The sequence below is a fragment of the Nonomuraea fuscirosea genome, from assembly GCF_003001935.1.
GTDB lineage: Bacteria > Actinomycetota > Actinomycetes > Streptosporangiales > Streptosporangiaceae > Nonomuraea > Nonomuraea fuscirosea.
Genome location: NZ_PVNG01000056.1, coordinates 1 through 14,871, shown reverse-complemented (window position 1 = coordinate 14,871; position 14,871 = coordinate 1). Strand labels below are relative to the sequence as shown.

The 14,871-nt window shown below is 71.5% G+C and carries 15 protein-coding genes; 8 read left to right on the top strand and 7 right to left on the bottom strand.

The genetic code is table 11. The features are described from left to right. A partial coding sequence (locus B0I32_RS55265; RefSeq protein WP_106253459.1) for a CARDB domain-containing protein occupies window positions 1-2,493 on the top strand: 2,493 nt, incomplete at its 5' end. Window positions 2,494-2,648: 155 nt separating this feature from the next. On the opposite strand, the gene B0I32_RS58640 is transcribed toward B0I32_RS55265, so the two are convergent. The 3 genes from B0I32_RS58640 to B0I32_RS55245 form a co-directional block, all read right to left on the bottom strand. Continuing rightward, window positions 2,649-3,221, bottom strand: coding sequence for a hypothetical protein (locus B0I32_RS58640; RefSeq protein WP_181308915.1), 573 nt, complete (start codon window positions 3,219-3,221; stop codon window positions 2,649-2,651). A gap of 170 nt (window positions 3,222-3,391) precedes the next feature. Further along, the gene (locus tag B0I32_RS55250) at window positions 3,392-3,592 is read right to left on the bottom strand and encodes a hypothetical protein (RefSeq protein WP_106253453.1); all 201 of its coding nucleotides are present in this window, start codon (window positions 3,590-3,592) and stop codon (window positions 3,392-3,394) included. A gap of 151 nt (window positions 3,593-3,743) precedes the next feature. After that, window positions 3,744-4,685, bottom strand: a complete 942-nt coding sequence (locus tag B0I32_RS55245) for an arginase family protein (protein ID WP_219912544.1) — start codon at window positions 4,683-4,685, stop codon at window positions 3,744-3,746. 352 nt (window positions 4,686-5,037) lie between these two features. On the opposite strand from B0I32_RS55245, the gene B0I32_RS55240 reads away from it, so the two are divergent. Further along, the gene (locus tag B0I32_RS55240; RefSeq protein ID WP_106253451.1) at window positions 5,038-5,619 is read left to right on the top strand and encodes an ATP-binding protein; all 582 of its coding nucleotides are present in this window, start codon (window positions 5,038-5,040) and stop codon (window positions 5,617-5,619) included. Continuing rightward, window positions 5,582-5,827 carry a hypothetical protein gene (locus tag B0I32_RS55235; RefSeq protein ID WP_146178751.1) on the top strand — a complete coding sequence of 82 codons (246 nt, stop codon included), beginning with the start codon at window positions 5,582-5,584 and terminating at the stop codon, window positions 5,825-5,827. The genes B0I32_RS55240 and B0I32_RS55235 overlap by 38 nt, the downstream gene beginning before the upstream one ends. A gap of 194 nt (window positions 5,828-6,021) precedes the next feature. Here the strand turns inward: B0I32_RS55235 and B0I32_RS55230 are convergent, their stop codons facing one another. Further along, on the bottom strand, window positions 6,022-6,729 hold the full coding sequence (locus B0I32_RS55230) for a cache domain-containing protein (protein WP_106253448.1): 708 nt from the start codon (window positions 6,727-6,729) through the stop codon (window positions 6,022-6,024). 10 nt (window positions 6,730-6,739) lie between these two features. Then, window positions 6,740-7,480 carry a FadR/GntR family transcriptional regulator gene (locus tag B0I32_RS55225; RefSeq protein WP_245956726.1) on the bottom strand — a complete coding sequence of 247 codons (741 nt, stop codon included), beginning with the start codon at window positions 7,478-7,480 and terminating at the stop codon, window positions 6,740-6,742. Window positions 7,481-7,560: 80 nt separating this feature from the next. Between B0I32_RS55225 and B0I32_RS55220 the strand changes: the two genes are divergently transcribed. Genes B0I32_RS55220 through B0I32_RS55200 form a run of 5 tightly spaced genes read left to right on the top strand, consistent with a single transcriptional unit; the run spans window position 7,561 to window position 13,068 of the window. Continuing rightward, on the top strand, window positions 7,561-8,763 hold the full coding sequence (locus B0I32_RS55220; RefSeq protein ID WP_106253445.1) for a (Fe-S)-binding protein: 1,203 nt from the start codon (window positions 7,561-7,563) through the stop codon (window positions 8,761-8,763). 40 nt (window positions 8,764-8,803) lie between these two features. Continuing rightward, complete coding sequence (locus B0I32_RS55215; RefSeq protein WP_106253444.1) at window positions 8,804-10,303, top strand: FAD-binding oxidoreductase; 1,500 nt, start codon at window positions 8,804-8,806, stop codon at window positions 10,301-10,303. Then, complete coding sequence (locus B0I32_RS55210) at window positions 10,300-10,554, top strand: hypothetical protein (RefSeq protein WP_106253442.1); 255 nt, start codon at window positions 10,300-10,302, stop codon at window positions 10,552-10,554. The genes B0I32_RS55215 and B0I32_RS55210 overlap by 4 nt, the downstream gene beginning before the upstream one ends. Continuing rightward, window positions 10,538-12,022 carry an APC family permease gene (locus B0I32_RS55205; RefSeq protein WP_106253441.1) on the top strand — a complete coding sequence of 495 codons (1,485 nt, stop codon included), beginning with the start codon at window positions 10,538-10,540 and terminating at the stop codon, window positions 12,020-12,022. The genes B0I32_RS55210 and B0I32_RS55205 overlap by 17 nt, the downstream gene beginning before the upstream one ends. Beyond that, the gene (locus tag B0I32_RS55200; protein WP_106253439.1) at window positions 12,019-13,068 is read left to right on the top strand and encodes an LLM class flavin-dependent oxidoreductase; all 1,050 of its coding nucleotides are present in this window, start codon (window positions 12,019-12,021) and stop codon (window positions 13,066-13,068) included. Before B0I32_RS55205 ends, B0I32_RS55200 begins: the two co-directional genes overlap by 4 nt. Before the next feature lie 143 nt (window positions 13,069-13,211). Here the strand turns inward: B0I32_RS55200 and B0I32_RS55195 are convergent, their stop codons facing one another. Together B0I32_RS55195 and B0I32_RS55190 are read right to left on the bottom strand one after the other, a co-directional pair. Further along, complete coding sequence (locus B0I32_RS55195) at window positions 13,212-14,102, bottom strand: M23 family metallopeptidase (RefSeq protein WP_106253437.1); 891 nt, start codon at window positions 14,100-14,102, stop codon at window positions 13,212-13,214. Window positions 14,103-14,342: 240 nt separating this feature from the next. After that, on the bottom strand, window positions 14,343-14,871 hold a 529-nt coding region (locus B0I32_RS55190; protein WP_245956725.1), incomplete at its 5' end, for a nitroreductase family deazaflavin-dependent oxidoreductase.

Below are 14,871 nucleotides of genomic sequence, written 5' to 3'. Positions count from 1 at the left end.
GACGTCCGCCTGCAGTTCACCGCCAACACCGGCGCCCCCGGCGGCCAGGTCGCCGAGCTCCAGATCTCCGGCACCCCGGCCCCCAACCCCGACCTCACGGTGACGGCACTCAGCTGGACGCCCGCCGCGCCGACCGCGGCGAGCGCGATCACGCTGTCGGCCACGGTCAGGAACGCCGGCACCGCCGCCTCCGCCGCCACCTCGGTGGCCTTCTACGCCGGCGGGACCCAGGTCGGCACCGCCGCCGTCGGCGCGCTGGCCGCCGGAGCCACCGCCTCCGTGTCGGCGAACATCGGCACCAGGAGCGCGGGCACGTACCAGCTCGAAGCCAGGGTGGACGAGCAGAACGCGGTCCCCGAGCAGAACGAGGCCAACAACGGCCACACCGCGCCCGCACCCCTGGTCGTCGCCGACGCGCCCGGCCCCGACCTGCAGATCCTCAGCCTGACCGCCACCCCGCCGAACCCCGCCGCCGGCACCCGCGTCACCTTCGCCGTGGCCGTCAGGAACCGCGGCACCACCACGACCGGCGCCAGCACGGTCACCCGCGTCGCGGTCGGCGGCACCACGCTCGACACCCCGACCCCGCCCATCGCCGCGGGCGCGACGGCCGACGTGGCCGTGACCGGTGGCTGGACCGCCACCAGCGGCGGCGCCACCGCGGTCGCCACCGCGGACGCGACCGGCGTCGTGGCCGAGACCGACGAGGGCAACAACACGCTGTCGCAGCCGATCACCGTCGGCCGCGGCGCCTCGCTGCCGTACGTCGAGTACGAGGCCGAAGCGGCCTCCTACCAGGGCACCCTGCTGCGGACGGACCCGCTGCGCACGTTCGGGCACACAAACTTCGCCACCGAGTCCTCCGGCCGCGCGTCGGTCCGGCTCAACTCGACCGGCCAGTACGTCGAGTTCACCTCCGTGAACCAGGCCAACTCGATCGTGGTGCGCAACTCCATCCCGGACGCGCCCGGCGGCGGCGGCATCGAGGCCACGATCAGCCTGTACGCCGACGGCGTCTTCGTACGGAAGCTCACCCTCTCCTCCAAGCACAGCTGGCTGTACGGCAGCGGCGACGACCCCGAGTCGCTGACCAACACCCCGCAGGCCGACGCGCGCCGGCTGTTCGACGAGTCACACGCGCTGCTGGCGCGCTCGTACCCGGCCGGAACCAAGTTCCGCCTCCAGCGCGACGCCGGCGACGACGCCGCGTTCTACATCATCGACCTGATCGACCTGGAGCAGGTCGCGCCCGCGGCGGGCAAACCGGCCGAGTGCACCTCCATCACCGCGTACGGCGCCGTCCCCGACGACGGCGGCGACGACACGGACGCGATCCAGCGCGCCGTCACCGACGACCAGAACGGCGTCATCGCCTGCGTCTGGATCCCGCCGGGGCAGTGGCGGCAGGAGAAGAAGATCCTCACCGACGACCCGCTCAACCGCGGCCAGTACAACCAGGTCGGCATCAGGAACGTGATCATCCGCGGCGCGGGCATGTGGCACTCGCAGTTCTACACCCTGACCGAGCCGCACCTGGCCACGGGCGGCATCAACCATCCGCACGAGGGCAACTTCGGCTTCGACATCGACGACAACGTGCAGATCTCCGACCTGGCCATCTTCGGCTCCGGCCGGATCCGCGGCGGCCCCGGCGGCGCCGAGGGCGGAGTCGGGCTGAACGGCCGCTTCGGCCGCAACACGAAGATCAGCAACGTGTGGATCGAGCACGCCAACGTGGGCGTCTGGGTCGGCCGCGACTACGACAACATCCCCGACCTGTGGGGGCCGGCCGACGGGCTGCAGTTCAGCGGCATGCGCATCCGCGACACCTACGCCGACGGCATCAACTTCAGCAACGGGACGCGGAACTCGCGCGTGTTCAACTCCAGCTTCCGCACCACCGGGGACGACTCCCTGGCCGTCTGGGCCAACCCGTTCGTCAAGGACCCGTCGGTGGACATCGCCCACGACAACACGTTCGTCAACAACACCGTCCAGCTGCCGTGGCGGGCCAACGGCATCGCGATCTACGGCGGCTACGGCAACAAGATCGAAAACAATCTGGTGTACGACACCATGAACTACCCCGGCATCATGCTCGCCACCGACCACAACCCGCTGCCGTTCTCCGGCCAGACACTGATCGCCGGCAACGCGCTGTACCGCTGCGGCGGCGTCTTCTGGGGCGAGGCGCAGAAGTTCGGCGCCATCACCCTGTTCGCCCAGAACCGCGACATCACCGGCGTGACCATCCGCGACACCGAGATCCACGACTCGACCTATGACGGCATCCAGTTCAAGGCGGGCGGCGGCAACATGCCCGGCGTCGTCATCACGAACGTCCGCATCGACAGGTCCAACAACGGCGCGGGCATCCTGGCCCACGGCGGCGCCCGGGGCAGCGCGACCCTGAGCGGCGTCACCATCACCAACTCGGCGACCGGCGACATCGTCCGAGAACCGGGCACCGGCTTCGTGATCACCGGCGGCTGACCCGCCCCAGAGCCGGGGCGGGCCGCGACCACGCCGTCTCCGCCCCGGCCATCGCGTGGTCATCACGCGCGTGGCGGGTGCGGCGCCGTCGCGGTTGCTCGCGGTCGCTTGCGTTCTCCCCACGGTTGCCCGCGGTCGCCTACGGTCGCTCGTGGTCACTTCGCGGGGCGGATGCGGAGGACGGCGGTCCTGCCGACGGCACCGAGCACCTCCAGGCGCATCTTGTTGATGACCGTCTTCGCGCTGACGGGGCAGGTCAGGCTGATGTAGCCGGGGGCGCCCAGCGACGGTCCCGTGATGGTGGGCGAGCAGCCGCCGTCACTGGAGAACTTCGAGGTGTTCAGCGGTGCGAACAGCGTGACCTCGCGGGAGCTGACGCCGGTCACCTGGATCGGGCCGATGCCGTAGCGCGCCGGCAGCGGGATCTGGGCCCGCCGCCTCACCCGGATCTCGCACCTGCCGTCCGCGCACGCCCGGCGATTGCCACCGTCGGCCGCGCCGGGCAGCGACGGCCGGGGCGACGGGGTCGCGGACACGCTGGTGGACGGGGTGGCCGAGGTGGCGGGTGACGTGGCGGGGGAGCCGCCGGAGGACGTGGGGGAGGCGGTGGCGGGCGTCCCGGACGCGGCGGCGTCCCCGGGTGGCGGTTCCTGCGCGGAGCACGAGACGAGCACGACGGCGGCGGCCGTACCGAGCAGAACGTGGGCCAGTGGGCGCGAGCAGTCCATGCGGGCACTCAACCGCACCCGCGCGGGGACCGGTCCTGCTCGGTTGCGCTACTTCCACCAGCACGTGGGGACCGGTTCCCAATGCTTGGCACTTTCACCAGCGCGGGGACCGGTCCTGATCGTCTGGCCTCAGCCGCTGGCCGGGCCCGTCGCAGGGGGGCCGGTGGTCGTCAGGCGCACCCGCCGCCGCCCCCGTCGCCGCCCGAGCAGTTGCCGCCGCTGTCGCTGCTGTAGGAGCCGGCGCCGGGCGTCGACGAGCCGTGGACGAACGGATTGCCGGGGTTGCCGGATCCTCTGCGCAAGGCGGGTGAGCCGCTGAGCAGCGACAACACCGTCCTCACGATGATGACCGCGATCGCGAGCACCATCACGGCTGCCACTAGGGTCGAGACCGTCACAAGACTTCACCCCCGTGAGTCTGGAAATCTCCCGTTCTGCGCACAATAGAGCCGGCGCCCACGCCCACGAGGCTTCTGATCCTTCTGCTCGCGGTCGCCGCATCCGCCGCCGGGAGCGGGCCGCTCAGCCCGGCTGCGGACGGCAGGCGTCGAGGAGGAACACGCACTCCATCGCGACCTGCGCGGCGAGACTGCCGGTCAGGCCCGCGTGGTCGTGCGGCGGGCTCACGGTGTTGACGTCGAAGGCGGCGAAGTCGAGCCCGCGCAGCCCGCGCAGGATGCTCAGCCCCTCCCGCACCGTGATCCCGCCCCAGGAAGGGGTGACCACACCGGGCGCCGCGGACGGGTCGAACACGTCCATGTCCCAGCAGAGGTAGACCGGGACGCCGGCGAACCGGGCGCGGATCCGCTCGACGAGCGCGGGCACGCCCATGGCGGTGAACTCGTCCATGGTGACGACCTCGTAGCCGAGGTCCCTGGCCACGCCCACGATCCCGGGACGGCCCCGGTGGTCGGTGTCGCGCATCCCCACGTGCAGCGACGCCGCCGGGTCGATCAGCCCCTCGGTCACGGCGTGCACGAACGTGTTGGCGTTGTTGTACTCGTACGGGTAGATGCCCTCGTACGCGTCGGTGTGGGCGTCGAAGTGGAGCACGGCGAAGCCGTCCCGATGCCGCTTCAGTGCCCGGAGCTGGGGTAACGTCACCGCCCCGTCGCCGCCCAGGGTCAGCGGCACCGCGCCGGCCGCGAGGATGTGCGACACAGCGGCCTCGATGGCGGGAAAGCTCTTCCCGACGTCGCCCGGCAGGACGTCCACGTCGCCCGCGTCGATCACGCCGAGTTCGCGCAGCAGGTCCGTGCCGAACCCGTCAAGGTGCTCGGCGACCAGGGCGGAGTGCGCCCGCACGTGCGCGGGGCCGGAGCGCGCGCCGACGCGGGTGGGGTGGTAGCCCATGTCGAACGGCACGCCCACCACCACGAGGCTGCTCGCGGACAGGTCCTGACCGGCGGGGACTCCGAACAGTGTGCCCACCGGCGAGACCAGCATGGCGTCCGTACGCGTCATTCCCGCATATTAACGATCAGCTGCGGCGTTTTCGAGCCGGCCGCCGCAGGTCCGGGATTGTGTCTCGACGCCTCAGAGGCGTCCGCCTAAAGTTCGGGCATGCGGGTGTGCGCGCACTGGCTCGGCGAGGGCTTGCGGTGCCGGATTCCCCTGCGGCGGATCAGACGCGGCGGACCGGGGGGCCGCAAATCACGGAACCGCGGATCACGGGACCGCGAATCGCGGGGGCCGGTGGTCACGATGCCTCGTTCGCCTGCGACGGCGGACGGGCCTGATCACCGGACGTACCTGGCGGCTCTCTATGCGAGGAGTGTCCTGTCCTACGAGAACCGCTTCCCGAAGGGGCGCGATCATGGAGACCCTTCCCCTGCTCAGCATGGGGTTCGACGGAGCTCGCCTGCAGGCCACGCGCCATGCCGTCTCCGGCCGGGCCCGTGGGCAGGGGCTGGCGGGCGAGCGGCTCGAGGACTTCCTCGCGGCGGTCAACGAGGGCGTGGTCAACGCCGTCCAGCACGGCGGCGGGCGGGGCAGGCTGCGCATGTGGCGGGCGGACGGCGCGCTGTTGTGCGAGGTCCGTGACACCGGGCCGGGCATCCCCGACGTGGTGCTCGACACGGAGAGCCTGCCCCCGTGCGCGGCTCCCGGCGGCCGGGGGATCTGGCTGATGCGCCGGCTGAGCGACGAGGTGCGCTTCTCCACCGGTCCCGGCGGGACGGTCGTCCGGCTGAGCATGCGGCTGCCGGCCGACGCGCCCCCGGCCGCGGAACCCGGCGCCGATCCGCTCGCCGATCCGGTGTCCGATCCGGGTGCCGATCCGGTCGCCGAAACAGTCGTGGAAACCGCCGTCGAAACGGTGGCGGCCGCATCGGACGGCGAACTGCGGGCAGGTGCGGGGCATGAACGGACAGGACGAAGCCCCCGAGGACATGCCTGAGGCCGTGGGACGGGTCAACGGAGAGAGCGACACGATCGCCGAGCGCGCCGGCGTGGAGATCAGGCAGACACCCCGCCCGATCCCGTCGGAGCCGGTCGAGCCGCCACCGGACCCGGAACAGAAGGTCGAGGAGGAACGACGCGAGGCGGCCGAAACCCCTGAAGAGGACGCGGCGACCGGCGCCGCCGAACCCGAGCCCACAGGCTGAGGACCCCCGGCCCTGCACACCGGCCGAACCCCGGCAGGACCAGGTGCCCGGCCCGAGCCGGTGGACCGGATACGCGGCCCGAGCCGGCAGGACCAGGTACGCGGCCCGAGCCGGCAGGACCAGGTACACGATCCGAGCCGGCAGGACCAGGTACACGATCCGAGCCGGCAGGACCAGGTACACGATCCGAGCCGTCACAAAGAGCTGATCGCGCGGTCCCCGGTGGTCGTGACGATGCTCCACGGTGAGCCGGTCAGCGGGAGCCGGTGCGGGGCCGGCTGCGGGAGCAGGGAGCCGGCCGGCAGACGGGGCGAGTTGGTCGCCACCACCCGGTCCTCGCCGTTCACCAGCGTGATCGTGGTCGGGCTCGCGGCCAGCACCCCGAGCAGCAGCGCCTCGAACGTGGCCGCCCGCACGTCGGCGCCGACCACGCCGAGGAAGCGGCCGTTCACCTCGGCGGGCGCGGTGAAGGTCAGCATGTACGTGTCCGTGCCGCCGTAGTCGACGTACGGGCCGACGATGTGGCGGCGGCGGGTGTGCTCGGGCACGGCGAACCATTCGGCGTGCGTGTAGTCGTAGAAGTCGAGACTCTCCGGGTCGAGGTCCACGTCGAGGAAGATCGGATCCTGCTCGGGCGGTGCCTGCCACCACTCCAGCCACCGCCGCCGGTCGGCCAGCACGCCGGGCGCGACGATCACCCCGGCCCCGGCGACCACGTCGTGCGCCCTGCTCAGGCAGGCGAAGATCTCCGGCCGGACCCCCGCCAGGTCGGCGCAGGCGAACGAGCCGGAGGCGCGGTAGCAGGCCACGACGCTGCCGAGGATGCGATCCAGCGAGTCGAAGATGTCCGCGACGATCGTGTGCACCCGGTCGGCCACCTGGTCAACGTGCCGATCGCTCATCGTTGCCTCCTCATTCGGATGCGACGAGCCGCCAATGGAACTCCATCAGACGCTCTGTCCCCTTGTCGAGGTGCTCTTCGGTGAGCGCCCTGGCCGTGTGCGGGTCGCGGGCCTCGATGGCGTCGATCACCCGGGTGTGGCTGCGTACGACGTCGCGCGGATCGACGGCCTCGCCGTACGGGAGCCAGAGCAGCTCGCCCACCTCGGACTGGATGTCGATCTCGGCGCGGGTCAGCCGTACGGACTGGGCGGCGGCGGCGACCTCGATGTGGAAGCGGCCGTCGGCCCGGCGGCGCTCGCCCACGGAGGTGGCCGCGTCGAGGCGGCCGACGAGCTGCCGCAGGCGGGCGACGTTGTCGGCGGAGGCGCGCAGGGCGGCCAGCCGGGCGGCGGTGCCGGCGATGGCGCAGCGGTAGTCGCCGATCTCGCGCAGCTCGGACGTGCTGAGCTCGCGCAGGCGGCGCCGGAGCCGGGCCGTGGACGGGTCGGCGGGCGCGAGCACGAACGTGCCGCCGCCCCGCCCCCTGCGGGTCTCGACCAGGCCGCGCTCGCGCAGGGCGGCCAGCGCCGCGCGCAACGTCACGGTGGAGACCTTGAGCGCGTTGGCCAGCTCCAGCTCGGCGGGCAGCTGGTCGCCGTCGGCGATGAGGCCGAGCGCGATGGCCTCGGCCAGCCGGCGCACCACGACCTCCACCCGGCCGGAACCGTCGTCGAGCGGGGCGAAGACGGCCGCCCTGGGAAGCTGACTCACGCGCTCCAGCATATTGCCTTTTGAAATATGAACTCATACTTTTAAGCGCAACGCGCGATCCCGCTTGCCTGGGAGGCCACATGCCGGATCCCGACGAGAGGCCCGAGAAAGAGTTCGCCGAGGAGTGGCGCGACGCCGCCTACAACTGCTTCTCCTCAGGCCACAAGTTCTGCCGCGAGGTCTGCCCCGTCATGCAGGTCACACGGAACGAGTCCTGGAGCCCCACCGCCTTCCACGCCAACGTCGTGGCGATGGAGAAGGGGGAGCTGGAGGTCGCGGACGTCGCGGCCGACTACGTCAACTGCACCGGATGCGGCGCGTGCGAGGTGCGCTGCCCCAACTCGCTGTTCACCGGCGACTTCTACCGCTTCCGTACCCGTACGGTCGATCTGGTCAAGGCCGTGCGCGGCCTGGCCGTCGAGCAGGGCGTGCACCAGCCGGGCTGGCGGCGCTGGAACCAGCTGACCGACGAGCGCCGGCACGAGCCGGTGCTCGACGGCACCCCCGTGGACCAGGGGCGGGTACGCGACTGGGCCGAAGGGCTCGAGCTGCCGATCGGCGGGGAGAGCATCCTGTTCGTGGACTGCGAGGCGGCCTTCGTCCGGACCTCGGTGCCGCGCTCGGTGGCCCGGATCCTCAGTCTGGCCGGCTACGAGTTCGGGCTGATGAACGAGCAGTGGTGCTGCGGCGGCCCGGCGGCCGAGATGGGCTACGACGAGCAGGCCCGCCGCTTCGCCCGGCACAACCTGGACGACTGGCGGGCGGCCGGGGTGCGGCGGGTGCTGGTGCTCGACCCGCACGACTACATCACGTTCACCGAGGACTATCCCCGCTACTTCGGCGACGCCTACGACATCGAGATCGTGCTGGTCGTGGAGCTGCTGGCGGAGCTGATCAGGGAGGGCAGGCTGACGCCGCACGTCCCGGTCGAGCGCACGGTGACCTACCACGACCCGTGCCGGCTCAACAAGCGCAAGGGCGTCTGGCGGGAGCCGCGGGAGATCCTGCGCGCGATCCCGGGGCTGACCTTCCACGACGTGGACCGGGTGTCGCAGTGGTCGTACTGCTCGGGCGGGGGCGGCGGGCTGCCCGTCGAGAAGCCGGAGCTGACCGCGAAGATCAGCGAGCAGCGGGTCGGCAAGGCGGCCGAGCTGGGCGTGGACACGCTGGTCAGCGCCTGTCCGTGGGCGGAGCGGCCGCTGTCGGATGCGGGCCGGGCGCGCTCGATCGACGTCGTGGACCTGCACGAACTGCTGGCCGAGTCGCTGGGGGTGTCCCCATGACCGGCCCCATGACCGGTGACAGGGTGCCGGAGGTGACGTCATGACGGTGCTGATCGGCGATCCCGTACTGGAGGAGCTCAGGGGGATCCTCGGCCCCGAGCACGTGCTGACCGGCAAGGCCGACCGGCTCAACCGGGCCCGCGTGCCCGCGCCGTTCCCCGTGCACCGGTGGGCGGAGCGCATGCCCGACCTGGTGGTGCTGCCGGCCTCCACCGAGGAGGTCGCGGAGGTGCTCAGGCTGGCCGACGCCCTGCGCATCCCGGTCGTGCCGCGCGACGGCGGCACGGGGCTGACCGACGGCGCGGTGCCCCTGCGCGGCGGCATCGTCGTGGACGTCAAGCGGATCAACCAGATCAAGGAGATCGACCTCGGCAACCGCACCTGCACGGTCGGCGTCGGCATCAACGCGCTCAAGCTGAACGAGGTCCTGGCCCGGCACGGCCTGATCTACCCCGACGACCCGGCGTCCTACCCGTGCTCGCTCGTCGGCGGCCGGATCGGCACCAGCGGCTGGTCCCTGATCGGCTCCCGGTACGGCCACACCCGCGACCTGGTGCTCAGCTTCGACCACGTGCTGCCGGGCGGCCGGGTCATCCACGTCGGCGACGGCATCGGTAGGAAGATCACCAAGAGTTCCAGCGGGTACCAGCTCAAGCACCTGTTCATGGGCCATCAGGGCACGCTGGGGATCGCCACCGAGGCGACGCTGAAGCTGTTCCCGAAACCGGAGGCGGAGTTCTCGCCGTTCTGGGCGTTCGAGGACTACGACAGCGCCTACCGCGCTGTCGGGGCGCTGGCGCGGGCGGGCGTGGCCACGTTCGCCGGGGCCGTGCTGTTCGACGAGTGGAAGGTCGACTACCTGCGGCGCGACGACGAGGCCTACATCCCGCAGCCGTCGTCGGTGAAGGCGCTGGTGTGCGCCGCGCTGTACGGCTACGAGGACGAGGTCAGGGCCGGCGGCCGGCGGCTGCTGCGCATCGCCCGCTCGCTCGGCGCCCGCTACCTGGGCGACGAGATCTCCGAGGGCGACTGGGCGGCCCGGCACGACAGGTACGCCACGCCGCTGCACGGCCGTACCAAGTCGGGGCAGGTCGTGCCGATGAGCTGGCACTGCGAGGACGCCTCGATCAACTACACCCGCCTGCCCGCCGTCCGGCTGGCCTGGCACGAGATCGCCGCCCGGCTCAGGCGGGAGAGCGACGTGTTCGACGACTGGGGCATGTTCGCCTACACCAACGGCGCGACCGGCGCCGACTACCTCACCGAGATCGACATCGGCATCTGGGAGCAGCGGCTCGACGACACCGCCTGGGCGGCGTGGGTGCGGGCCAAGCGCGATCTCGCCGCGGTGACGCTGGAGCACGGGGGCTCGATCAGCGCCTGCCACGGCTCCTGCCGCGAGGGCGAGGTGGACCTGGTCCCGGAGGAGCTCGGCGGCGGGTACGACGTGATGCTCGCGGTCAAGCGGGCCATCGACCCGAACAACATCATGAACCCCGGCAAGTACCTGCTCGACCAGGCGTACGCGGAGGAGCCATGACCTATCGCCATCAGGAGGAGATGTCGCCGCCACCCGCCCGGCGGGTGACCGACGTGGCGATCACCCGCTTCGAGCACGTCTACGAGGTCGAGCCCGCGCTCATGACCGAGCACGTGACCCAGCAGAGCTTCCCCAACTGGGACACGCTGCGCCTGGTCCGGTCCCGGGCCGACCACCTGGCCTGGATGCACCGGCACTTCGCCGGCAAGGTGATCTCCGGCGAGGAGCTGCTCCATGACCTCGACGAATGACGTGCCGGTGAGCCGGGGCGACGACACCAGGCTGGCCGACCTCGGCTACACCTCGGAGTTCCGCAGGGACATGAGCCTGTGGGCCAACTTCTCGCTCGGGTTCACGTACCTGTCGCCCGTGGTCGGCGTCTACACCCTGTTCGCCTCGTCGCTGGCGGTCGGCGGGCCGCCGATGATCTGGAGCCTGGTCCTCGTGGGCGCCGGGCAGTTCCTGGTGGCGCTCGTCTTCGGTGAGATCGTCTCGCAGTATCCGCTGACCGGCGGCATCTATCCGTGGGCCAGGCGGCTGTGGGGGCGGCGCTGGGCCTGGATGACGGGCTGGGTGTACCTGGTCGCGCTGCTGGTGACGATCGCGAGCGTGGCGTACGGGGCGGGGCCGTACCTGTCGGCCTTCCTCGGGATCGGGGTGAGCACCGGCAACACGATCCTGTGCGCGCTGGTCATCCTGGCCGTGGCGCTGGCGATCAATCTGGCCGGGACCAGGGCGCTGGCGATGGCGGCGATCATCGGGTTCGCCGCCGAGCTGGTCGGGGCGCTGGCGGTGGGCGGGTGGCTGCTGCTCACCGAGCGGCACCACGGGCTCGGGGTGCTGTTCGACTCGTTCGGCGCCGGGTCGGAGTCCGGCTATTTCGTGGCCTTCCTGGCCGCCGGACTTATCGGGATTTTTCAGTACTACGGGTTCGAGGCGTGCGGTGACGTGGCCGAGGAGGTGCCGGACCCCACCCGGCGTATCCCCAAGGCCATGCGCATGACCATCTACGTGGGCGGCGCCGCAGCCACGTTCGTCTGCCTGGCGCTGCTGCTGGCCGTGCCCGACTTCGCCGCCGTCGTCACCGGCGCCGACCCCGACCCGGTCACGAACGTGCTGACCGCCGCCTTCGGCCCGGTCGGGCTCAAGGTCGTGTTCGGCGTGGTGCTGCTGTCGTTCCTGTCGTGCGCGCTCAGCCTGCAGGCGGCGGCGAGCCGGCTGCTGTACTCCTACGCCCGCGACGACATGATCGCGGGCAGCCGCGTGTTCAGGAGGTTCTCTCGGGCCAGGCGCATCCCGCCGAACGCGCTGCTGGTCGCCGCCGTCGTCCCCGCCGTGGTCGTGCTCGGCTCGATCGTGTCGGAGGACGCTCTCATCAAGATCATCTCGTTCGCGGTGCTCGGCATCTACCTGGGCTTCCAGATGGTGGTGCTGGCGGCGCTGCGGGCCAGGCTGCGCGGGTGGCGCCCGTCCGGCCCGTTCACGCTGGGCCGCGCGGGCCTGGCCGTCAACGTGGCCGCGCTGGTCTACGGGGTGCTCGCCATCGTCAACATGGCCTGGCCGAGGACGCCCGACGCCCCCTGGTACGACGACTACCTGGTCGCCCTGTCCGGGCTGGTGGTGATCGCCGCCGGGCTGGCCTACCTGCTGGCCGCCCGGCCGTACGACAAGGGCGGAGCCCCCTCGGGCGACGCCATCCCACAGGAGGTCCCCCAATGAAGTTCAGCTACGTGATGCTGCCCGACTACCCGCTGCGTGAGTCGCTGGCCTCCATCCGCCTGGCCGACGAACTCGGCTTCCACGCCTGTTACGCCGCCGACGAGACCTGGCACAAGGACCTGTGGCTGCTGTTCGCCGCCGCCGCGCAGCAGACGTCGCGGATCAGGTTCGGGCCCAGCGTCTCCTCGGTGGTGCTGCGCGAGCCGACCCTGATCGCCCAGGCGGCGGCCACGCTCGACGAGCTCAGCGACGGCCGGGCCGAGGTGGTCCTGTCCAGCGGCAACTTCGGGCTGCTCGCCCAGTACGGCATCGACTGGGCGGTCACCAAGCCGCTGTCGCGGGTCAAGGAGGCGGCGCACGTCGTCCGTACGCTGCTGGACGACGGCGCGATCACCTTCGACGGCGAGTTCTTCCGGTACAGCGGCCTGTTCACCTTCGCCCGCCCGGTCCAGGAACGGGTGCCGGTCAAGCTCGGCGCGATGCGCGGCCCGCGCTCCTTCCGCGCGGCCGGCGAACTCTCCGACGGCGTGCACCACGCGCTCAGCTACACCCGAGAGGCCTACGACTACCTGGTCGAGAACTTCCGGGCCGGCGCGGAGAAGGCGGGCAAGGACCCCTCGTCGATGGACATCGGCGCCTGGGTCGTCTTCGCCACCGGCCCCGACTCGGCCGTGGCCAAGGAGGCCGCCCGCAGCATGGTCGGCCTGTACGCCTCGTCCATGCCCGCCGAGCAGCTCGAACGCAACGGCGTGGATCCGGGCGCGATGAAGCCGATCGTGGACGCCCTCGGCGCCGGCGACCTGGCCAGGGCGGTCGAGCTGACCACGCCCGAGCTGGGGGAGCGGCTGTCGATCTCCGGCACGCCGGAGGAGTGCGTGGCCAAGATCAAGCGCGAGATCGAGCCGTCCGGCGTGAACCACATGATCCTCGCCGTCACGGACGCGACGCTGGTCAGGCAGTTCATGGGACGGGAGCTGCCCGAGGTGGCGGACGTGGACACCCAGCTCCGGCTGATCCACGACCGCATCATGCCCGCCTTCACCTGACCGGCGGCTTCGGTCGTTGGGCCGCGCCGGTCGTGCCGCGGCGCCGGTCATGCTGCCGGTCGTGCTGCCGGTCGTGCTGCCGGTCGTGCGCGGGCCGGCCGGCGGCGAGCCCCCGCACCGCTGCTGGTGCGGGGGCCCGGCCGTCAGGAACCGCAGTGCTCGAAGGGGCTGGTGTACGAGTCGCTCCCGATGGAGCCGCCCCACTTGACGCACGTCCCGGGCGCGGACCGCTTCACCGGCCCGGCGTAGTAACTGAAGCTGCCCGAGTTCGTCGTCCGGTTGGAGCCCTCCGGCTCCAGGAAGGCCGACATCGACGCCGGCGACCCGACGTTCGTCGTCTTCAGCGTGGTGACGCAGTTGTAGCCGTTGCCGGAGTTGTAGAGCAGGTAGACGCGCCCGCCGGTGACGGCGGCCGAGTCGATGGTCGCGTAGCCGCTGCCGCAGACCTCTTCGGGCGTGTACGGGTTGCCGCCGCCACCGCAGGCGTTGGTGCTGGTCACGGCCTTCTTCTGGCCCAGGGACACGGTCACGCCCTCGACCGTGGGGCTGGTGTCAACCGCTCCGCCGGAGGTGCGCTGCTCGTAGTGCAGGTGGGGCGCGTTGGAGCCGCCCGTGGAGCCGACCGTGCCGATCTGGGTGCCCTGGCTGACGCTCATCGAGCCGCCGGCCGCCCGCACCATGGTCGCCAGGTGGGCGTAGCGGGTCCTGGTGCCGTCACCGTGCCGGACCTCGACCCACTTGCCGTAGCTCGTGCTGCCCGCGTCGTTGAAGTACGCGGTGCCGGCGGCGGTGGCGCGCACGGGCTCGCCGTTGATGGCGTCGCTCCCGTACGTCTGCCAGTCGATGGAGCCCTCAGGGTTGTGCGGCGGAGTGTCGATCCAGTTGTTGGCGTAGAACGTCTTGCCGCAGTTGAACGGGCTCTTGTGCGAGGCCATCACCTGCGTGGACCTGGCAGCGGACGAGGCAGCGGAGGCGGCCTGCGGGAACAACGCCGCCGCCAGGGCGACGGAGAGGGCGAGGATGGTGGGCTTCATGGCCGTCGATCGTGCCGGCCTTGCGGGCATAGGCATGCTCACCTCTGAACAGGGGGTGGAGGTCGGGCGCCCGGGCGGATTGATCGTGAAGATATATCCGAAACTTCTTTTCATCAATGCCTGTCGTTTGAAAGTTTCCGGCTCCTCGCCGTGTGGCCGCGAATCGTTCATCGGGAAAGCCGTCCTCCGGCGCGCCGGAGACCGCCTCTCAAGCGGGGTGGCCTCTGGCGGGGCGGCTGATCAGGCCGGGGTGAAGCGGACGAAGGGGATGCGCCGCCCAACTTCGCGGTAGTCGGCCTCGCTGCCGTCCACGGCGAAGCCCATGATCTGGCAGAGCCGGCGGGCGGCGACCGGATGGCGGGGCGCGTACCGGGCCATGAGCTCCGCGCCGTCGTCGGCGGAGATCGGCGCCGCGGTCGCTCTGAGTGTCTTCCCGCCCACCTGGAGGACCACCTCGGAGGTGGTCATGACGTTGCGGTACCAGTCCGCTCGCACCCCGAAGCCCGAGGCGGCGACGTAACCCTGCTCGTCGTGCTGGACGACCTCGATGACGGCCCGGCGGGGCAGGCCCGAGACGCGGCCGGTGTGGGTGAGCAGCATGACGCGGCCGCCCAGCAGCCGCCCCAGGCGCAGGCGGTAGAGCAGGATGGGCAGGCGCCACAGCCTGCGGCGCAGCCCGGTCGGCGGTGCGGGCCGGTTGACGATCTCCATGATGTCGGCCTTTCTCGTGGGGGATGGGGGATGGGGGATGGGGGATGGGGGATGGGGG